Source organism: Streptomyces hydrogenans (assembly GCF_014656075.1).
In the GTDB taxonomy this organism is placed as follows: domain Bacteria; phylum Actinomycetota; class Actinomycetes; order Streptomycetales; family Streptomycetaceae; genus Streptomyces; species Streptomyces hydrogenans.
Window position 1 is genome coordinate 13,738 of the sequence record NZ_BNBS01000019.1, and the last position, 19,676, is coordinate 33,413.

Annotated in this window: 15 protein-coding genes; 9 read left to right on the forward strand and 6 right to left on the reverse strand. The window is 75.9% G+C overall.

The genetic code is table 11. The annotated features are described in order from the left end of the window. Positions 1 to 4: 4 nt before the first annotated feature. Positions 5 to 1,090 carry an amidohydrolase family protein gene (locus tag IE321_RS10900; protein WP_190222650.1) on the reverse strand — a complete coding sequence of 362 codons (1,086 nt, stop codon included), beginning with the start codon at positions 1,088 to 1,090 and terminating at the stop codon, positions 5 to 7. A gap of 86 nt (positions 1,091 to 1,176) precedes the next feature. Between IE321_RS10900 and IE321_RS10905 the strand changes: the two genes are divergently transcribed. After that, positions 1,177 to 2,274, forward strand: a complete 1,098-nt coding sequence (locus IE321_RS10905; protein WP_043219634.1) for a pyridoxal-phosphate-dependent aminotransferase family protein — start codon at positions 1,177 to 1,179, stop codon at positions 2,272 to 2,274. A gap of 87 nt (positions 2,275 to 2,361) precedes the next feature. On the opposite strand, the gene IE321_RS10910 is transcribed toward IE321_RS10905, so the two are convergent. Beyond that, positions 2,362 to 3,429: an alkene reductase gene (locus IE321_RS10910; protein WP_043219463.1), complete on the reverse strand. Its 1,068-nt coding sequence runs from the start codon at positions 3,427 to 3,429 to the stop codon at positions 2,362 to 2,364. Between the two features lie 136 nt (positions 3,430 to 3,565). Here IE321_RS10910 and IE321_RS10915 point away from each other — a divergent pair, with 136 nt between their 5' ends. Beyond that, positions 3,566 to 4,081, forward strand: a complete 516-nt coding sequence (locus tag IE321_RS10915; protein WP_043219461.1) for a MarR family winged helix-turn-helix transcriptional regulator — start codon at positions 3,566 to 3,568, stop codon at positions 4,079 to 4,081. A gap of 4 nt (positions 4,082 to 4,085) precedes the next feature. On the opposite strand, the gene IE321_RS10920 is transcribed toward IE321_RS10915, so the two are convergent. The 3 genes from IE321_RS10920 to IE321_RS10930 all read right to left on the reverse strand — a co-directional run bounded on the left by IE321_RS10920 (position 4,086) and on the right by IE321_RS10930 (position 7,495). Then, positions 4,086 to 5,144, reverse strand: a complete 1,059-nt coding sequence (locus IE321_RS10920) for an aminotransferase class V-fold PLP-dependent enzyme (protein WP_190222651.1) — start codon at positions 5,142 to 5,144, stop codon at positions 4,086 to 4,088. Between the two features lie 93 nt (positions 5,145 to 5,237). Beyond that, a complete protein-coding gene (locus IE321_RS10925; RefSeq protein WP_190222652.1) occupies positions 5,238 to 5,948 on the reverse strand; it encodes a DsbA family oxidoreductase in 711 nt (236 codons plus the stop codon). 68 nt (positions 5,949 to 6,016) lie between these two features. Then, entirely contained in the window at positions 6,017 to 7,495 is a 1,479-nt protein-coding gene (locus tag IE321_RS10930) for an aldehyde dehydrogenase (NADP(+)) (protein ID WP_043219630.1), read from the reverse strand. Between the two features lie 122 nt (positions 7,496 to 7,617). On the opposite strand from IE321_RS10930, the gene IE321_RS10935 reads away from it, so the two are divergent. The 7 genes from IE321_RS10935 (at position 7,618) to IE321_RS10965 (ending at position 18,321) form a co-directional block, all read left to right on the forward strand. Then, complete coding sequence (locus tag IE321_RS10935; protein ID WP_190222653.1) at positions 7,618 to 8,388, forward strand: IclR family transcriptional regulator; 771 nt, start codon at positions 7,618 to 7,620, stop codon at positions 8,386 to 8,388. Between the two features lie 98 nt (positions 8,389 to 8,486). Further along, a complete protein-coding gene (locus tag IE321_RS10940) occupies positions 8,487 to 9,935 on the forward strand; it encodes a peptidoglycan D,D-transpeptidase FtsI family protein (RefSeq protein ID WP_190222654.1) in 1,449 nt (482 codons plus the stop codon). A 146-nt stretch (positions 9,936 to 10,081) separates the two neighbouring features. Beyond that, positions 10,082 to 10,468 (forward strand): hypothetical protein, encoded by a 387-nt coding sequence (locus tag IE321_RS10945; protein WP_190222684.1) that lies wholly within the window; start codon positions 10,082 to 10,084, stop codon positions 10,466 to 10,468. Positions 10,469 to 10,518: 50 nt separating this feature from the next. Beyond that, entirely contained in the window at positions 10,519 to 11,730 is a 1,212-nt protein-coding gene (locus IE321_RS10950; RefSeq protein ID WP_190222655.1) for an MFS transporter, read from the forward strand. A 522-nt stretch (positions 11,731 to 12,252) separates the two neighbouring features. Further along, a complete protein-coding gene (locus IE321_RS10955; protein WP_226651703.1) occupies positions 12,253 to 14,256 on the forward strand; it encodes a SpoIIE family protein phosphatase in 2,004 nt (667 codons plus the stop codon). Continuing rightward, on the forward strand, positions 14,253 to 17,039 hold the full coding sequence (locus tag IE321_RS10960) for a SpoIIE family protein phosphatase (RefSeq protein ID WP_226651702.1): 2,787 nt from the start codon (positions 14,253 to 14,255) through the stop codon (positions 17,037 to 17,039). Before IE321_RS10955 ends, IE321_RS10960 begins: the two co-directional genes overlap by 4 nt. Before the next feature lie 79 nt (positions 17,040 to 17,118). After that, on the forward strand, positions 17,119 to 18,321 hold the full coding sequence (locus tag IE321_RS10965) for an amidohydrolase (protein ID WP_043219447.1): 1,203 nt from the start codon (positions 17,119 to 17,121) through the stop codon (positions 18,319 to 18,321). A gap of 65 nt (positions 18,322 to 18,386) precedes the next feature. On the opposite strand, the gene IE321_RS10970 is transcribed toward IE321_RS10965, so the two are convergent. After that, a complete protein-coding gene (locus IE321_RS10970) occupies positions 18,387 to 19,535 on the reverse strand; it encodes a hypothetical protein (RefSeq protein WP_190222656.1) in 1,149 nt (382 codons plus the stop codon). Positions 19,536 to 19,676: the final 141 nt, after the last annotated feature.

Genomic DNA, 19,676 nt, shown 5'->3' on the forward strand with positions numbered 1-19,676 from the left:
GGCCTCAGGCGCGGATCCGGCCGCCGACCACGACCCGCCGCGGCGCCGCGAGAACGCGGACGTCCGCGCGCGGGTCCTCGTCGTAGACCACCAGGTCGGCGGGGGCGCCCTCCTCCAGGGCGGGGCGGCCCAGCCAGGCCCTCGCCCCCCAGGTGGTGGCCGAGAGGGCGTCGAGCGCAGGGATGCCGGCCTTCGTCAGCTCCTCGACCTCCTCGGCGACCAGGCCGTGGGCGAGGGAGCCGCCCGCGTCGGTGCCGACGAAGACCGGCACCCCGGCGTCGTAGGCGGCGCGGACGGTGTCGTACCGGCGCGCGTGCAGCCGGCGCATGTGGGCCGACCAGCGCGGGAACTTCGCCTCGCCGCCGTCCGCGAGGTGCGGGAAGGTCGCGATGTTGACCAGTGTCGGCACGATGGCCACTCCGCGCTCCGCGAAGAGCGGGATGGTCTCCTCGGTCAGGCCCGTCGCGTGCTCGATACAGTCGATGCCCGCCTCGACGAGGTCGCGCAGCGAGTCCTCGGCGAAGCAGTGCGCGGTGACCCGGGCGCCCAGCCGGTGCGCCTCGGCGATCGCCGCCTCCACCTCGGGGCGCGGCCAGGACGGGGTGAGGTCGCCGACCTCGCGGTCGATCCAGTCGCCGACCAGCTTGACCCAGCCGTCGCCGCGCCGGGCCTCCCGGCCCACGTACTCCACCAGGTCGGCGGGCTCGATCTCGTGGGCGTAGTTGCGGATGTAGCGGCGGGTGCGGGCGATGTGCCGGCCGGCCCGGATGATCGTCGGCAGGTCGTCGCGGTCGTCGATCCAGCGGGTGTCGGAGGGCGAGCCGGCGTCCCGGATCAGCAGGGTGCCGGCGTCCCGGTCGGTGAGGGCCTGCTTCTCGGCGGTGGCCTCGTCCACCGGCCCGTGCCGGTCCAGGCCGACGTGGCAGTGCGCGTCGACCAGGCCGGGCAGCGCCCACCCCGACACCGTCACGGCCTCGCCGGCGGGCCGCCGGAAGGTGATCCGCCCGTCCACGCACCAGAGTTCGTCCCGCACGTCCTCGGGGCCGACGAGCACCCGCCCCTTCACGTGCACCACCTCGTGATCGCTCATGGCTGCACTGTACGAGGGCCCGCCGGAGCGGGGGGCGTACGCTGGCCGGGCCCGTACCACCGACCCGAGAAGGCACCACCGTGACCGTGACACACCCGCTGCTGGACCTGGCCCCGATGACCGCCGCGCACTTCGCGTCCATCGAGCGGCGGGTCGCCGCGCTGCTCTCCACCGAGCAGGACGTGGTGATCACCCAGGGCGAGGCGCTGCTGCCGCTCGAAGGGTGCATCCGCAGCGGGGCGCGGGCCGGTTCGACCGCGCTGAACGTCGTCACCGGTCCGTACGGGCAGACCTTCGGCAACTGGCTGCGCGACTGCGGGGCCACCGTGATCGACCTCGCCGTCCCCTTCCACACGGCGGTCACCGCCGGGCAGGTGGAGCGGGCGCTGGCCGAGCACCCGGAGATCGACTTCGTCTCGCTGGTGCACGCCGAGGCGGCCACCGGCAACACCAACCCGGTCGCGGAGATCGGCGAGGTCGTCCGCGCCCACGGCGCGCTCTTCTACCTGGACGCGGTTGCCTCGATCGGCGCCGAGCCGGTGCTGCCGGACGCCTGGGGCGTCGACATGTGCATCATCGGCGCGCAGAAGGCGATGGGCGGCCCGGCGGGCGTCTCGGCGGTGTCGGTGAGCGAGCGGGCCTGGGAGCGGTTCGCCGCCAACCCGGCCGCGCCGCGCCGTTCCTACCTCTCCCTCCTCGACTGGAAGGAGCGCTGGATCGACGGCGGCCGCAAGGCGCTCCTGCACGCCCCGGCGCAGCTGGAGATGCTGGCCCTGGAGGCGTGCGTGGAGCGGATCGAGGCCGAGGGCCTGGACGCGCTGATGGGCCGGCACGCCTCGGCGGCGGCGGCGACCCGGGCGGGCGCGCTGGCGCTGGGCGGCGGTCTGGAGCCGTACGTGCGGGAGGCCGGGGACGCGGCGCCGGTGGCGACGACGCTGCGGGTCCCGGCGGAGCTGGACGCCTCCGACCTGGTGTCGAAGGCGCTCGCCGCCGACCCGTCGCTGCCGCTGATCGCGGGCGGCGGGGCGCTGGCGAAGGAGATGATCCGGGTGAACCACTACGGGGCGGACGCGACCCCGAACGCCGTGCAGTCGTCGCTGGCCGCGCTGGGCGCGGTGCTCGGCGAGACGGGCCGGACGGTGGACCTGGAGGGCGCGCGCCGGGCGGTCACCGCGGCCTGGTAGGCGGTACGCGACGGAGGGGCGGGATCCGGTGGACCGGGTTCCGCCCCTCCGCCGCGTCCGGGGCCGGCGGGAAGGGGCCGGCGGGTCCTAGAGCGACGGGTAGTCGACGTAGCCGCGGTGGTCGCCGCCGTACATGGTGGCGGCGTCGAGCGGGTTGTAGGGGCCGTCGGCGCGCAGCCGGGCGGGCAGGTCGGGGTTGGCGATGAAGAGCCGACCGAAGGCGAGGAGGTCGGTGGTGCCGTCCTCGATCAGGGCGAGGTCGGCGGCGCCGGTGGGGCCCTCGCCGGACGGGTTGAGGATGAAGGTGCCGGCGAAGCGCTTGCGCAGCTCGTGGACGAGGGGGCGGCGCTCGGGGGCGGTCTCCAGGACGTGGAGGTAGGCGATGCCGACGGGCTCGATCGCGGCGAGGAGGGCGGTGTAGAGCTCCTCGGTGTCGGTCTCGGCGATGTCGTTGAGGGTGTTGGCCGGGGAGATGCGCAGGCCGGTGCGGTCGGGGCCGATCTCGGCGGCGACGGCGCGGACGACCTCGACGGCGAAGCGGACGCGGTTCTCGACGGAGCCGCCCCACTCGTCGGTGCGGTGGTTGGAGCCGGAGGCGAGGAACTGCTGGATCAGGTAGCCGTTGGCGCCGTGGATCTCGACGCCGTCGAAGCCGGCCTCGACGGCGTTGCGGGCGGCGGCGGCGAAGCCGGCGACCGCCTCGCGCACCTGGTCGCCGGTGAGGGCGCGCGGGGTGACGAAGTCCTTGGGGCCCTCGTGGGTGTAGACCTGCCCGGCGGCGGCCACGGCGGAGGGGCCGACGGGGTGGAGGCCGTCGTCGAGGAGGTCGGGGTGGCCGATCCGGCCGGAGTGCATGAGCTGGGCGAAGATCCGGCCGCCGCGCTCGTGGACGGCGTCGGTGACCTTGCGCCAGGCGGCGATCTGCTCGCGGCTGTGCAGGCCGGGGGTGTCGGGGTAGCCCTGGCCCTCGGGGACGGGCTGGACGCCCTCGGTGATGATCAGGCCGGCGGAGGCGCGCTGGGCGTAGTACTCGACGACGGCGTCGGTGGGGGTGCGGTCGGCGCCGTGGGCCCGGCTGCGGGTCATGGGGGCCATGGCGATGCGGTTGGCGAGCCGGGTGCCGGCGAGGTCGACGGGGTCGAAGGCGGTGGTCATGGCGGTTCCCTCACAGAATTTATGTGGTCGGCCAAGTATGTGGTCGGGTCGCCACTGTAACCCATTCCTTGGCCAGCCAAGCAATATTCGGGGTCACGGTAACCTGGAGGGTGAAGCGCCGCCCCGAGGAGCCCCGATGACCGCAGCCGATCCCGCCTGTGCCGACCCCGCGCTGCCGTCCGCCGCGCGCGGGGGCCCGGTCGGCCACACCCTGGCCCGGGTCTCCCGGGCCCATCGCTTCGCCATGGGGCGGCGGCTGCGGGCGCTCGGCCTCTACCCGGGCCAGGAGCTGATGATGATGCGGCTCTGGGACTGCGGGGCGGCCCGCCAGTCGGAGCTGATCCGGTTCCTCGGCCTGGACCCGTCGACGGTGACGAAGATGCTCCAGCGGCTCGAACAGTGCGGCTGGGTGCGCCGCCGCCCGGACCCCGCCGACCGGCGGGCGGTGCTCGTCGAGGCGACGGAGCGGGGGCAGGCGCTGCGGGCCGGCGTCGAGGACGCCTGGTCCGACCTGGAGGAGAGCTCGCTCGCCGGCCTGGACCCGGCCGAGCGGACGGAACTCGCCCGCCTCCTCGGGGTCCTGGCGGAGAACCTGCGCGCGGAGGCGGACGAGGCGGGCGAGGAGGGCGACTGCCCGGCGCCGGGCTGCTGACGCCTCAGCCGGCCAGCACGTCCAGCGCGCGGTCGACGTCCGCCGCCGTGTTGTACAGGTGGAAGGAGGCCCGCAGGTTCCCGGCGCGGTCCGACAGCAGCACGTCCGCGGCGCGCAGGGCGTCCGCCCGGTGGCCGAGCCCCGGCACGGCGACGACCGTGGAGTCGTCCATGACCGGCTCGTGCCCGAGGGAGAGCAGCCCGGACCGGAAGCGGGCGGCGAGCCCCTTGTCGTGGGCCTCGATCCGCTCGATGCCGATCTCCTCCAGGAGGGCGAGCGAGCGGGCCGCGCCGTGGTACGACAGGAAGGCGGCCGGCTCGTCGAACCGACGGGCGGAGCGGGCGAGTTCGCGCACCGGGCCGTAGCTGTTGGCCCACAGCTCCTCGCCGGTGACCCAGCCCGCGTGGATCGGCAGCAGGCTGTCCTGGGCCTCCTCGGTGACCGTGAGGAAGGACGCGCCGCGCGGGCAGAGCAGGTACTTGTAGGCACCGGCGACGGTGTAGTCCCACTCCCCCGCCGACAGCGGCAGCCAGCCCGCGGACTGGGTGGCGTCGAGCAGGGTGCGGGCCCCGTGGGCCGCGGCGGCGGCCCGCACGGCGGCGAGGTCGGCGGTGCGGCCGTCCGCCGACTGCACGGCGGAGAAGGCGACCAGCGCGGTCTCCGGGCCGACGGAGTCGGCGAGCCGCTCCAGCGGCACGAACCGGGTCTTGAGGTCGCCGCGGACCGTGAAGGGCGTGAGGACGGAGGAGAAGTCGCCCTCGGGGAAGAGGATCTCGGCGCCGGAGGGCATCGACTGGGCGATCATCCCGCAGTGCACGGCGACCGAGCTGCCGACCGCGACTCGCTCGGGCGCGACCGAGGCGAGCCGGGCGAAGGCGGCCCGGGCCTCGGCCACGACGTCGAAGCTGCCCGCGCCGTCCGCGCGCCCGTCCGCGGTCTCCTCGGCGAGGAGGGTGACCGCCTCGACGGTGCGGCGCGGCAGCAGACCGCAGGCGGAGGTGTTCAGGTAGGTCCGCCGGGGGGCGAACTCGGCGCCGCCGAGCGGCTGATCGAGGGAGTCCATGCCCCCAGCCTGGGCTCCCCCCGACCACCCGTCAATGGCGGCCGATCATGGGGGAGCCCCCAAGTGGCGCTTATCCGCGCAGCTCAGGAGGGGTCAGCCGCGCGGCGGGACCTCGCAGCCGTCCGGGCCGCACGCCTCGGCGTCGGCGGCGCCGACGGGCTGGAGGGCGCGGCCCTGCCACGCCTGCTCCAGGGCCTGGGTGAAGACCTCGGCGGGCTGTCCGCCGGAGACGCCGTAGCGGCGGTCGAGGACGAAGAACGGCACGCCGTTGGCGCCGAGTTCGGACGCCTCGCGCTCGTCGGCCCGCACCGCGTCGGCGTAGGCGGTCTCGTCGGCGAGGACGCCGCGGACCTCGGCCTCGTCGAGCCCGGCCTCCACGGCGAGGGCCACCAGGGTCTCGGCGTCGAAGACGGACCGCTCCTCGGCGAAGTTCGCCCGGTAGGCGAGGTCGAGCAGCTCGTTCTGCCGGCCGCGCTCCTTGGCCAGGTGCAGCAGCCGGTGGATGTCGAAGGTGTTGCCGTGGTCGCGGCCGTCGGCGAGGTACTCCAGGCCCTCGGCGTGCGCGTTGGACGCCACGTGCGCCTCCATGGCCCGGGCCTCGTCCAGCGTCCGCCCGTACTTCTTCGCCAGCATCTCCAGGACGGGCCCGGTGTCGCCCTTGGCACGGTGCGGGTCGAGCTCGAAGGACCGGTGCACGACCTCGACGTCGTCGCGGTGCGCGAAGGCGGCCAGTCCCTTCTCGAAGCGGGCCTTGCCGATGTAGCACCAGGGGCAGGCGATGTCCGACCAGATCTCGACGCGCATGGGTTTCCTTCACTCCGGGGGGCGGGCTGTCCTGGGTGCAACACCGCCCCCGGCGGATTTCATTCCGTTTACGCCCGCGGGGCGTCGCGCAGCTCCGGCGGGAGGAGGTGCTGGGGCGTGGACTGGTAGGTGACCGGGCGGAGCCAGCGCTCGATGGCGGTGGCGCCGACCGAGGTGGAGGTGGAGGTGGTGGCCGGGTAGGGGCCGCCGTGGTGCTGGGCGGCGGCGACGGCGACGCCGGTGGGCCAGCCGCCGACGAGGACGCGGCCCGCGAGCGGGGTGAGCGCGGCCAGCAGGCCGGGGGCGGCCGGGTCGTCGTCGGCGCAGTGCAGGGTGGCGGTGAGGTTGCCGGGCAGCCGGCCCAGGACGGCGCCGACCTGCGCCTCGTCGGTGTAGCGGGCGACGACGGTGACGGGGCCGAAGCATTCCTCCAGGAGGAGCTCGTGGCCGCCGTCGGCGAGCCGGGCCGCGTCGACGGTGAGGACGCCGGCGGTGACGGTGTGCTCGTCGGCCGCGCCGGGGACGACGGGCGCCTCGACGCCGTCGAGGGCGGCCCGCGCGGTGACGCCCTCGACGAAGGCGGCCCGCATCCGGTGGTCGAGCAGGACGGCGGGGCCGGCCTGGGCGACGCCCTCGGTGAGGGCGGCGAGGAAGCGGTCGCCGTCGGCCCCGGCCGGGGCGAGGACGAAGCCCGGCTTGGTGCAGAACTGTCCCGCGCCCAGGGTCATGGAGCCGGCCAGGCCCGCGCCGGTCTCCTCGGCCCGCTCGGCGACCGCGCCGGGGGTGATCACGACCGGGTTGAGGGAGCCGAGCTCGCCGTGGAAGGGGATCGGTACGGGGCGGGCGGCGGCGGCGTCGAAGAGCGCCCGGCCGCCGCGCACGGAGCCGGTGAAGCCGGCCGCGGCGACCAGCGGGTGGCGGACCAGCTCGACGCCCGCGTCGAAGCCGTGCACCAGCACCACGACGTCCTCGGGCAGCCCGGCCTTGGCGGCGGCGCGGCGCAGCAGGCCGGCGGCCAGCTCGGAGGTGGCCGGGTGGTCGGGGTGGGCCTTGACGACGACGGGGCAGCCGGCCGCCAGCGCGCTGGCGGTGTCGCCGCCGGGCACGGAGAAGGCGAGCGGGAAGTTGCTGGCCGCGTAGACGGCGACGACGCCGAGCGGGATCTTCCAGCGGCGCAGGTCCGGGCGGGGCGGCACGGCCGTCGGGTCGGGCAGGTCGACGCGCACGTCGAGGTAGCCGCCGTCCTCGACGACCTCGGCGAAGGCGCGCAGCTGGGCGCTGGTGCGGGCGAGCTCGCCGGTGAGCCGGGGGGCGCCGAGGGCGGTCTCGGCGTCGGCGGTGGCGACGACCTCTTCTGCGGAGGCGTCGAGGAGGTCGGCGGCGGCCCTGAGGAAGGCGGCCCGGACCGCGCGGTCGGCGAGGGACTCCCGGGTGGCGTGGGCGGCCCGGACCGCGCGGTCGACGTCGGCGGCCGTGGCCTCTGTCGCGACCTGCTCGCGCCGCTTCCCCGACCGGGGGTCCACACTCCACACTGCTGCTGCCGACACCGCCACACCCCTGTTCACTATGATGAACGCCGTTCTTGTGCATGAACGCTTCGGGGTGGACTCTATTGACGCCACGGGCGTTCCCACAAGGTCGTCCGGAAGTCAGGGAGAAGGGCGGGGTCATGGCGGGTGCCGACGCGAACGGTGCGCAGGTGAAGTCCGCGGTGCGGACGGTGGAGCTGCTGGAGTTCTTCGCCGGACGGCCGGGGATGCACACCCTGGCGGCCGTCCAGGAGGCCGTGGGCTACCCCAAGTCGAGCCTGTACATGCTGCTGCGCACCCTGGTCGAGCTGGGCTGGGTGGAGACCGACGCCACCGGCACGCGCTACGGCATCGGGGTGCGGGCCCTGCTGGTGGGGACCTCGTACATCGACGGCGACGAGGTCGTGGCGGCCTCCCGGGTCACCCTGGACCGGCTCTCGGACGACACCACCGAGACCGTCCACCTCGCGCGCCTCGACGGCACCAGCGTGGTCTACCTCGCGACCCGGCAGTCCCAGCACCACCTGCGGCCCTTCACCCGGGTCGGGCGACGCCTCCCGGCGCACTCGACCGCGCTGGGGAAGGCCCTGCTCGCCACCCACGACGACGAGCAGGTGCGGGAGCTGCTGCCGAAGGTGCTGCCGTCGGTGACCGAGCACACGATCACCGACCGGGAGCGGCTGATCGAGGAGCTGGCGGGGGTCCGCGAGGCGGGCTACGCGGTGGACCGCGAGGAGAACACCCTGGGGCTGCGCTGCTTCGCGGTGGCGATCCCCTACCGGACCCCGGCCCGGGACGCGCTGAGCTGCTCGGTGCCGGCCGCCCGGCTGACCCCGGGCCACGAGCAGCTGATCAAGGACGCCCTCTTCGACGCGCGCGACCGGCTGACGCTGGCGACCCGGCGGCTGTGAGGCGGGTCACGGACCGGATGCGTGCCGGATGAACGTTTCCTGAGAATCCGGCCACAAGCGGAACGCCTCCCGCCGCCCCGTTCGTCCCTCCAGGTGCCATGAACAAGACCATCAGGCGCACCTCGGTCTTCGTGCTGCTCCTCGTGCTGGCCCTGCTGGGCCGGGCCACCTGGGTGCAGGCGTACGAGAGCAAGGCGCTCGCGAACGACAGCAAGAACCGGCGGAAGACCATCGCGCAGTACGCGCAGCCGCTCGGGAACATCGTCGTGGCCGGTTCGCCGGTCACCGGCTCGAAGCGCACCGAGAGCGGTGATCTCGACTACGCGCGCACCTACACGGAGGGCGAGCTGTACGCGGCGGTCACCGGCTACAGCTCGCAGGCGTACGGCGCCACCCAGCTGGAGGGCATCTACTCCGGGATCCTGGACGGCACCGACGACCGGCTCAAGAACCCGGTGGACGCGGTCACCCGCGCGCAGCAGGAACCGGGCACGGTCGTCACCACCATCGACCCGGCCGTGCAGAAGGCCGGCTTCGAGGCGCTCGGCGACACGAAGGGCGCGGCGGTCGCGATCGACCCGGTGTCCGGCCGGATCCTCGGCATGGTCTCCACGCCCTCCTACGACCCGTCGGCGATCGCCGGGACCACGGACGGCGACGCCTGGAAGCGGCTCACGGAGGACCCGGACAAGCCGCTGGTCAACCGGGCGCTGCGGCAGCCGCTGCCGCCCGGCTCCACCTTCAAGCTGGTCGTCGCGGCCGCCGCCCTGGAGGACGGGCTGTACCCCTCGGTGGACGCCCGGACCCAGAGCCCCGACCCGTACACCCTGCCGGGCACCCGGACCGTGCTGCCGAACGAGAACGCCTCGGCGCCCTGCGAGAACGCCACGATCCGCACCGCGCTGCGCTACTCCTGCAACAACGTCTTCGGCAAGATGGCCGCCGACCTGGGGCAGGACAAGGTGCGGGCGATGGCGGAGAAGTTCGGCTTCAACGACGACGAGCTGGACGTGCCCGTCCGGGCCTACCCGAGCGTCTACCCGTCCGGGATGGACCGGGCGCAGACCGCGCTGACCGGCATCGGGCAGTTCGACGTCACCGCCACCCCGCTCCAGATGGCGATGGTCTCGGCGGTGATCGCCAACGACGGACAGCTCGCCGCCCCGCACATGGTCTCCGAGGTGGTCGACGCCGACGGCGACGCCCTGGAGACCCACGACGACGGCGACACCACCCGGGTCGTCTCCGCCGCCACCGCCGAGCAGCTGCGCAGCGCGATGGTGACGGTGGTGGAGGAGGGCACGGGCACCAACGCGGCGGTCCCCGGGGCCGAGGTCGGCGGCAAGACGGGCACCGCGCAGCACGGCGAGAACAACAGCAAGACGCCGTACGCCTGGTTCACCTCCTACGCGAAGGACGCGTCGACCGGGAAGCAGGTGGCGGTGGCCGTGCTGATCGAGGACTCGGGGGCGGCCCGCTCCGAGGTCAGCGGCAACGGGCTGGCCGCGCCGGTGGCGCAGAAGATGATGGCGGCCGCCCTGAAGTGACGTCCGTGGGGGCCGGATTGGCCCCCACGGGCTTCCGCGCGATATGCAGGATCACGCTCGAACACCAGAGCGCCCCCTGAAGTGTCGATCTTGCTCCGCGGAGGACCGTCGTGCGTCGCCTGCCCCGTTCGCTGTCCGGCTGGACCATGGCGGTCTTCGGCCTCCTCGCCGCCGCCCTCGGGGTGGTGGGCCTGGTCGCCCCCGACGCCCTCCTCACGGTGATGGGCTTCGAGCCGGTGCCCGACGGAGGGCGCGCGGAGGGCGACCACACCCTGGTCTTCCTCACCGCCTCCTCGATGGCCGCGCTCAACATGGGCGTCTACTACGTCCTCGCCGCGCTCGCCGACTGGCGGGCCTTCTTCCGCTGGACGGTCCCCTTCCGCCTCCTCACCTTCGCGGTCTTCACCCTCGCGGTCCTTACCGGCCGGGCCCCCTCCGGCTTCCTCGGAGTCGGCCTGTGGGAGGGGCTCGGTGCCCTGGTCACGGGGGCGGCGCTGTGGTACGAGCGGAAGCGGTCCGCCGCGCACGCCTAGGGCAGGTGCCCGATCCGCCGGGGCCGCCTCAGACGTCAGAGTCTCCCTCCATGCGCTGGTATCTGACAGGTGTGGTCGTGTCCGGGTTCGGGACGACGGCGATGTGGCTGGTCTCCGGGATCTGGGTCAAGTCGCTGACGGGTTCGGACGGTCTCGCGGCCCTCACCGCCTTCGCCCTCTGGGCCCCCGCCCTCCTCGGGCCGCTCCTCGGCACGCTCGCCGACCGGGTGCGCCGCCGCCCGCTGCTGATCGTCCTCGACCTCGCGGCGGCCGCCGTGCTGCCGGCCCTGCTCTGGGTGACCTCGGCCGACCGGGTGTGGCTGCTCTTCGCCGTCCTCGTGCTGTACGGCGCGCAGGGCGCCGTCCACGACGCGGCCGAGCAGGCCCTGCTCGCGACCGGCTTCGCCAAGGAGCGGCTGGGCTCGGTCAACGGCTGGCGGATGACGGCCGGCGAGTCGATGAAACTGATCGCCCCGCTGGTCGCGGCGGGCCTCTTCGCCCGCTACGGCGGCGGCCCGGTGGCCCTCCTGGACGCGGCGACCTTCGCGCTGGCCGCGGCGGCGTTCGCCGCCATGCGGGTGCGGGAGGAGCGGCCCGCGCCGGCCGCGCGCGAGCGGGGCGCGTGGCGGCGCGAGACCGACGAGGGCGTCCGGCTGATCGCCGCCTCGCCGGTGCTGCGGCCGCTGGTCGCCGCCGGGGCCTTCACCATGTTGCTCGCCGGGGTGAACGGCGCGGCGGTGTACGCGGTGGTGGACCAGGGGCTGGGCCGGCCGCCCGCGTACGCCGGGGTGCTCTACGCGGTGCAGGGCGCCGGTTCGGTGCTCGCCGGCCTGACCACCGGGCCGCTGCTGCGCCGGATCCCCGAGCGGCTGCTCGCCGCCGCCGGACTGGCCCTCTTCGCCGCGGCGGCCGGGGTACGGGCGCTGCCGTACGAGGCGACGGCGCTGGCGGCGAGCGCGGTGATCGGCCTCGGCATGCCGTGGGTGCTGGTGGCGGCGATGACCGCGGTCCAGCGGGAGGCCCCGGCGGAGGCGGTCGGCCGGATCGCGGCGACCGCGAACACCGCGCTGTTCGTGCCGAACGCGGTGGCCCTGGCGGCGGGCGCGGCCCTGGTCACGACCGTGGACGTGACGGTGCTGCTTCCGGGGCTCGCGGTGGCGGGCCGGGCCTGGGCGGCGGGCACGGCCTCGGCCCCGCCGGCCGCGCGGGCCGGGAACGCGCCGGAGGAGGCCCCGGCGGAGCCGGGACGGACGCGCTCGTAGTGCGTCCCCGGGGGCGGCCGGGGAGCATGGAAGGGGCGGCGGGCTCGGCGGGAGGAGGGCAGGGTGACGGCCGGTTCCTTCCCGGAGACGGGCACGGGGACGGAGGAGGGCCACACCGGCATGCCCGGCGACCCTCCGACGGCACCGGTCGGCCCGGAGCGGACGGGCGGCCCGGAGCGGACGCACGGTACGGACCCGGCACGCGGTACGGAGCGGGCTGACGGTACGGACCCGGCGCACGGTACGGAGCGGACGGGCGGCCCGGAGCGGGCACACGGTACGGACCCGGCGCACGGTACGGACGGGGCGGACGTACCCGGTGGACCGGGTGGACCGGAGCGGGCGGGCGGTACGGGCCCGGCGCGCGGGTCTGACGCGCCGGCCGGGCCGGACGCGCCGGGTGCTCCCGGCGGTGGCTCCCCCGCGCACTCCCCTCCCCCTTCGTCCTCGCCCTCCCCCTCTCCTCACGGCTCCGGTTCCCGGCTCCCGGGGAGCGCGTTCGACGGGGAGGGGCTGCTCGACGTGATCGGCGTGGCCGCCGTCGTGGTGGACGCGGCCGGGCGGATCGTGCTGTGGAGCCCGCAGGCCGAGACGCTCTTCGGGTACCGGGCCGACGAGGCCCTCGGCGAGTACGTGGCCCGGCTGATCGTCGGCGAGGAGCACCGGGCCGAGGCGATGCGGCTCTTCGGCGAGGTGCTCGGACGCGGCACCACCTGGGCCGGCACCTTCCCCGTACGGCACAAGGACGGGTCGACCCGCGAGGTGGAGTTCCGCAACATGCGGCTCACCGACGACCTGGGCGACCTGTACGCGCTGGGCATCGCCGCCGACCGGACCACCGTGGCCCGGGTGGAGACCGAGCTGGCGCTCTCCGACCGGCTGGTCGACCAGTCCCCCATCGGCATCGCGGTCCTCGACACCGAGCTGCGCTACACCCTGGTCAACCCGGCCCTCGAACGGTTCAACGGGCTGCCGGCCGCCCGGCACCTGGGGCGCCGCCCCTCCGAGGTGCTGCCGGGCGTGGACGCGAGCGCCCTGGAGGCGGCGGCGCTGCGGGTCCTGGAGACCGGGGCCCCGCTGCTCGGCCTCCTGGCGATGGGCACCACGCCGGCCGATCCGGGCGGCGGCGAGCACGCCTGGTCGGTGTCCTTCTACCGCCTGGAGGCGACCGGCGGCCGGGTCCTCGGGGTGGCGGCCTGGGTGGTCGACGTGACCGAGCGGTACCGGGCGGACGCGGAGGCCGACCGGTCCCGGCGCCGGCTGGCCCTGATCGCCGACGCCTCCGCCCGGGTCGGCACCACCCTGGAGGTGGAGCGGACGGCGGACGAGCTGGCGTCGGTGGTGGTGCCGGCCCTCGCCGACGTGGCCGCCGTCGACGTCCTCGACTCGGTCCTCGCGCTGCGCCGGCCGGGCGCCCCCGAGCAGGGCCCGGCGCTCTTCCGGGCGCTGGCGGTCAAGGCCGGGCACGAGACGGAGGCGCTGCCCGCCGCCGACCCGCCCGGCTCGGTGGCGCTCTACGGCGCGGACCGGCTGGTCACCCGCTGCGTGCACACCGGCCGGCCGGTCCTGGTGTCCCGGGTCGGCCCCGACGACCTGCCGCGGATCGCGCGCGGCCCCGAGGCGGCCCGGCAGCTGGCGCGGGCCGGGGTGCACTCGTACCTGGCGGTGCCGCTGATCGCGCGCGGCGAGGTGCTCGGTGCGCTCGACCTGAAACGGGACCGGCACAACCCGCTGCCGTTCGACCGGGACGACATGCTGCTCGCCGTGGAGCTGGCGGCGCGGGCCGCGGTGAGCATCGACAACGCACGCTGGTACCAGAGCGTGCGGAACTCGGCCGTCACCCTCCAGCGCAGTCTGCTGCCGGGCGATCCGCCCGCCCGCCCCGGCCTGGACGCGGCGGCCCGCTACCAGCCGGCCCAGGCGTCCAGCGAGGTCGGCGGCGACTGGTACGACGTGATCGCGCTGCCCGACGACAAGACGGCCCTGGTGGTGGGGGACGTGATGGGCAGCGGCATCGAGGCGGCGGCGACCATGGGCCGACTGCGGACCGCCACCCGCGCCTTCGCCGACCTGGACCTCTCCCCCGGCCAGGTGCTGCGCCACCTGGACCGGATCACGGTCGGCCTGGAGCAGTCCATCGCCACCTGCCTCTTCGCCGTGCACGACCCGCAGCGGCACCGCTGCCGGATCTCGAACGCCGGCCACCTGCCGCCGGTCCGGCTCCCGGTCGACGGCCCGGCCGCCCTGGTCGACGTCTCCACGGGGGTGCCGCTCGGCGTCGGCGGGGGCACCTTCCGCACCGCGCGGGTGCCCTTCCTGCCCGGCGACCGGCTGGTGCTGTACACCGACGGACTGATCGAGACCCGCGACGCCCCCATCGACGAACGGCTCGCGCTGCTCGTCGCCCTCGTCGAGGAGACCCGCGAGCTGTCCCTGGAGGAGAGCTGCGACCGGCTGCTGCGGCAGCTGCGCCGCCCCGGCGCCCCGGACGACGTGGCGCTGCTCATCGCCCGGAGCACGGCGTGACGTCCCGCCGGGACACCCCGCGGGACGGGCACGGCTCCGGGCTGCGCAGCCTCGCCGGGCAGGTGTTCGCGCTGGAGGCGCTGGTCGCGCTGCTGGTGATCGTGGCGGCCGTCCTGGTCACCTTCCAGCAGGCCCGGCAGGACGTGCTGCGGGACGCCGAGGTGCGGTCGCTGGCGGTCGCGGAGGCCTTCGCGAAGGCGCCCGGCGTGGACACGGCGCTGACCTCGCCGGACCCGACGGCGGCGCTCCAGAAACGGGCGGAGCAGACCCGGGTGGCGACCGGGGTGGACTTCGTCGCGGTGCTCGGCACGGACGGGGTGCGGTACACCGACTCGGAGTCCGGGCTGATCGGCGAGAAGGCGACCGGCGACCTGTCCCGGGCTGCGGTGGACGGCGAGTCGTACACGGAGACCTTCCGGGGCGCGCCGAACGACGCGGTGCGGGCCGTGGTGCCGGTGGTGGACGACGGGGGACGGATCGTCGGCATGGTGTCGAGCGGCATCGAGGTGCAGTCGCTGAGCGACGCGGTCCAGGGCCGGCTGGCGGTGCTGCTGGCCGCGGGCGGCGGCGCCCTGCTGCTCGCGGTGGGCGGCGCGGCGCTGGTGGCGCGGCGGCTGCGGCGGCAGACGCACGGCCTGGGGCCGACCGAGATGACCCGGATGAAGGAGCACCACGAGGCGGTGCTGCACGCGGTCCGCGAGGGCGTGCTGATCATCGGCGCGGACAAGCGGCTGCTGCTCGCCAACGACGAGGCGCGGCGGCTGCTGGGCCTGTCGGCGGACGCCGAGCGGCGGCCGGTCTCCGAGCTCGGACTCGATCCCCGCACCGTGGAGCTCCTGGAGTCCGGGCGGACCGCCACGGACGAGGTGCACCGGGCCGGGGACCGGCTGCTCGCGGTCAGCGTGCGGCCGACCACCCCGGACGGTTCGGGCACGGGCAGCGTGATGACGATGCGGGACACCACGGAGCTGGCCGCGCTGTCCGGGCGGGCGGCGGTGGCGCGGGGCCGGCTCCAGCTGCTGTACGAGGCGGGGGTGCGGATCGGGACGACCCTGGAGGTGGTCCGGACGGCGGAGGAGCTGGCCGAAGTGGCGGTGCCGGGCTTCGCGGACTTCGCGACGGTGGAGTTGCTGGAGCCGGTGCTGCGGGGCGAGGAGCCGCCGCAGGACGCGACGCTGTCGGAGATGCTCCGGACGGCGCTGAGCGGGGTGCGGGCGGAGCAGCCGCTCCAGTCGGTCGGCGAGGTGATCCGCTTCCACGTGCCGAGCACGCCGATGGCGACGGCGCTGGCCGAGGGGCACGCGGTGGTGCAGGCGGAGCTGGCGGCGGCGGACGGGTGGCGGGCGCAGGATCCGGAGGGCGCGGCCGGGGCGCTGGCGTACGGGATGCACTCGCTGGTGACGGTGCCGCTGCTGGCCCGGGACGTGGTGCTCGGGATGGCGAACTTCTGGCGGTCGGACACGGCGGAGCCGTTCGGGGAGGAGGACCGGGAGTTCGCGGAGGAGCTGGCGGCGCGGGCGGCGGTGGCGATCGACAACGCCCGGCGGTTCACCCGGGAGCACGCGATGGCGGTGACGCTCCAGCGGAGCCTGCTGCCCCGGGTGCTGCCCGAGCAGAACGCGGTGGAGGTGTCGTACCGCTATCTGCCGGCGAAGGCGGGGGTCGGCGGCGACTGGTTCGACGTGATCCCGCTGCCGGGGGCGCGGGTGGCGCTGGTGGTGGGGGACGTGGTGGGGCACGGTCTGCACGCGGCGGCGACGATGGGGCGGCTGCGGACGGCGGTGCACAACTTCTCGACGCTCGACGTGCCGCCCGACGAGATCCTGGGCCATCTCGACGAGCTGACCGGGCGGATCGACGAGGAGGGGGAGCCGGCGGCGGGCGGCGAGGGCGGCCAGGGGCGGCGGGAGGAGAGCATCACGGGCGCGACCTGCCTGTACGCGATCTACGACCCGGCGTCCGGGGTGTGCACGGTGGCGAGCGCCGGGCATCCGGGGCCCGCGGTGGTGGACGCGGAGGGGCGGGTGGAGTTCCCGCCGCTGGCGCCGGGGCTGCCGCTGGGTCTCGGGCTGGGGGACGTGCCCTTCGAGTCGACGGAGCTGCGGCTGGCGGAGGGCAGCAAGCTGGTGCTCTTCACGGACGGTCTGCTGGAGGACCACGGGCGGGACCTGGGGACGGGGCTGCGGCTGCTGCGCGGTGCGCTGGAGCGCCCGGACCGGAGCCCCGAGCAGATCTGCGCGGACGTGCTCGCCAGCCTGTTGTCGCCGGCGCCCCGGGACGACATCGCGCTGCTGGTGGCGCGGACCCGGCGGCTGCCGGCGGACCGGATCGCCGAGTGGGAGGTGGCGAGGGACCCGGCGGCGGTGTCGCCGGTGCGGAACGCGGCGGCGGCCAAGCTCACCGAGTGGGGTCTGGAGGAGGCCGCGTTCGCGGTGGAGCTGATCCTCAGCGAGCTGGTCACCAACGCGGTGCGGTACGGGGCGGATCCGGTGCGGGTGCGGCTGCTCCACGACCGGACGCTGGTGTGCGAGGTGTCGGACGGCAGCAGCACCTCGCCGCACCTGCGGCACGCGGCGGAGACGGACGAGGGCGGCCGGGGGCTGTATCTGGTGGCGCGGTTCGCGGAGCGCTGGGGCACCCGGTACGGGCGGCGGGGGAAGACGATCTGGGCGGAGCTGCGGGTGGGGCCGAACGGCGGGGACGGCGGCCCCGGTGTCGCCGGTCCGGGGCCCGCGCCGACGGCGGCGCTCGATCTGGACGCGCTGGAGAAGCTGGCCTGGTGAGGGGCGGGGCACCGTCGGGCCCAGCGGACGACCCACATGGTATACCAAAAGGGTTCCGTCAGAGTCCGAAGGAGACCCCGTGAGCCCCACGCCCCGCACCGCGACCCTCTTCCACGACGTACGGCCGCTCGGCGGCCCCGCGGGCGACCTGATCGCCGTCGACGGGGTGCTCGTCGCCGAGGTCCCCGAGGGCGCGTCCGTCGAGCGGGTCGACGGCGGCGGGCGGCTCGCCCTGCCGACCCTGGTCGACGCCCACATCCATCCGGACAAGACCTCCTGGGGCGAGCCCTGGTACCGCCGCCGCCCGGCCGGCGGCATCGCCGAGTACGTCGCCGGGGACGTGGACCTGGCCCGCTCGCTGCCCACCCCGGTGGGCGAGCGGGCGCTGCGCCTGATGTCGCACGCGGCGGCGCTGGGCACCCGCGCGATGCGGGCCCACGCGGACGTGGCCCCGGCCTACGGCCTGGCCGGCGTCGAGGCCGTCGCGCGGGCCGCCGCGAAGCTGGCCGGGATCGTCGACGTCGAGCTCGTGGCCTTCCCGCAGCACGGCGTGGTCCGCGAGCCGGGCGCGGCGGAGCTGCTCGCCGAGGCCGCGGCGAGCGGTCTGGTCAGCCACATCGGCGGCATCGACCCGACCGGCTTCGACGCCACCGGCGGCCGGGACGGCGACCAGCTGGGCCTGGTCTTCGGCCTCGCCGAGAAGCACGGCCTGGGGCTCGACATCCACCTCCACGACCGGGGCGAGCCGGGCCTCGCGGTGATCCGGGACATCGCCGCCCGCACCCGCGCGGCCGGCCTGCGCGGCCGGGTGGCGGTGGCGCACGCCTTCGCCGTGGCCGGGCTGGCCGGCCGGGAGCTGGACGAACTGGCCGACCTGCTCGCGGAGTCCGGGGTCGCGCTGACCACGGTCGCCCTGGGCGAGACGACGATCCTGCCGTTCCGCCGGCTCGCCGAGCGCGGGGTGACGGTCGGCCTCGGCTCGGACGGCGTCCGGGACAGCTGGAGCCCGTACGGCGACGCCGACATGCTGCACCGCGCCTGGCTGGCCGGCTGGGCCCTCGACGCCCGGCTCGACGAGGAGCTGGAGGCGTGCTTCGCGATCGCCGCCGACGGCGGCGCCGCGCTGATGGGCCTGCCCGCGGCCGACCTGCGCCCGGGCTCCCCGGCCGACTTCATGCTGGTCGAGGGCGAGTGCCTGCCGCAGGTCGTGGTGGACCTGCCGCGCCGGGACCTGGTGGTCCGGGCGGGCCGGGTGGTCGCCCGGGACGGCCGTCTGGTCTGAGCCGTACGGGGCCCGCGGAAGGCCCCGCCCCGCCCGCGCGTCCGAGCTCCCCGGGCCCGGCCCCGTCAGAGCGCGGACAGGGCGGTGCGGACCGCCGCCAGGTCGGCGTCGGAGGCCAGGCCCGCGTGGTAGAGCCGGAGTTCGGTGGCGCCGTCGGCGAGGGCGCGGCGGGCGACCTCGGCGAGCCGGCCGGCGGCGCCGCCCATGCCGCCGACGACGGAGAGGTTGGCCGCGAGGGCGGCGCCGGACGGCGGGGTGTCGGCGAAGGCGGCGAGCCGGTCGGGCCGGGCCACCAGGCCGTCGGCCCGGCCGAGGACGTGCGCGGGATCGGTGCCCGCGTCGGCGCCGCAGCGGTACGGGTCCGGGTCGGCGTGCAGCAGGATCCGGAAGCCGGGCGGGGCGGCGGCCCGCACGGCCCCGACCGCGGCCTCCTGGAAGGAGCGGGCGGTCCGGGCGCGCCAGGCGAGCGCGGGCGCCTCCAGCGCGCCGAGGTCCCCGGCGGGGCCGGTGCCGGCCCAGACCGGCGCGAGGACAGCGCGGACGGCGGCGGCGAGCGCGGCCTGGTCGCCGCCCCCGTCCGCGTACCCCTGCCGGCAGTGCGGGCAGAAGCAGAGCGACAGCAGCAGCCGGTCGCGCTCACCGAGCGGGACGCCGCCGGTCTTGTCGTGGGCGTGCAGGTGGGCGTAGCCGTACCAGCCGCAGGACTCCAGCTCGGTGCCGGCGGCGCCGGGGCGGACGGCGGCCTCGGCGGCGAGGTCCACCAGGAGGGCGCGGACCTCGGGGTGGGCGATGCAGGGGGCCCACGGGTAGCGGTCGCCGTGGGCGTTGACGACGGAGGTGTCCGGATGCTCGGCGCCGAGCCGGGAGTTGTGGGCGAGGACGACCCAGCTGTGCACGTCGAGGCCGGCGCCGTCGAGCGCCTCGGCGGCCCGCGCCCAGGCGTCGCCGGGGGCCCAGTCGCCCGCCGGGTACTGGGCGAGCCGGCGGCCCGCCCAGCGGCCCGGGTCCGGCGGGTAGAGCACGGCGGCGTGCTCGGCGGTGACGACCCGTCGGCCGGGGTGGCGGGGGCTGAGCGCGCGGGTGGAGTGGTAGGCGGCGGCGAGGGTGACCTGCCGGACGCCGAGCCCGGCGAGGAGCGCGGGGGCGGCGGGGTCGCCGTCGACGTCCCAGGGGTAGAGGAAGGCTCCCGTACGGGGGCGGGCGGGGGTGGTCACGGGCGCTCCCGGGAGTACGCGTCGCACAGGTCCTGGCCGTTCACATCCATGAACGACGCCCGAACGCTAGCCCTCCCCCACGGCCCCGGTCAAGACCGAAGCACCCGGTGGAACCGCGCCTTGACGGCCTCTCCGACCCCT

Coding starts and splice junctions, on each gene's coding strand:
- IE321_RS10940 (WP_190222654.1), top strand. CDS start 8,487: ATGAACAAGACCATCAGGCGCACCTCGGTCTTCGTGCTGCTCCTCGTG.
- IE321_RS10910 (WP_043219463.1), bottom strand. CDS start 3,429: ATGACCACCGCCTTCGACCCCGTCGACCTCGCCGGCACCCGGCTCGCC.
- IE321_RS10935 (WP_190222653.1), top strand. CDS start 7,618: ATGGCGGGTGCCGACGCGAACGGTGCGCAGGTGAAGTCCGCGGTGCGG.
- IE321_RS10915 (WP_043219461.1), top strand. CDS start 3,566: ATGACCGCAGCCGATCCCGCCTGTGCCGACCCCGCGCTGCCGTCCGCC.
- IE321_RS10950 (WP_190222655.1), top strand. CDS start 10,519: ATGCGCTGGTATCTGACAGGTGTGGTCGTGTCCGGGTTCGGGACGACG.
- IE321_RS10945 (WP_190222684.1), top strand. CDS start 10,082: ATGGCGGTCTTCGGCCTCCTCGCCGCCGCCCTCGGGGTGGTGGGCCTG.
- IE321_RS10925 (WP_190222652.1), bottom strand. CDS start 5,948: ATGCGCGTCGAGATCTGGTCGGACATCGCCTGCCCCTGGTGCTACATC.
- IE321_RS10920 (WP_190222651.1), bottom strand. CDS start 5,144: ATGGACTCCCTCGATCAGCCGCTCGGCGGCGCCGAGTTCGCCCCCCGG.
- IE321_RS10900 (WP_190222650.1), bottom strand. CDS start 1,090: ATGAGCGATCACGAGGTGGTGCACGTGAAGGGGCGGGTGCTCGTCGGC.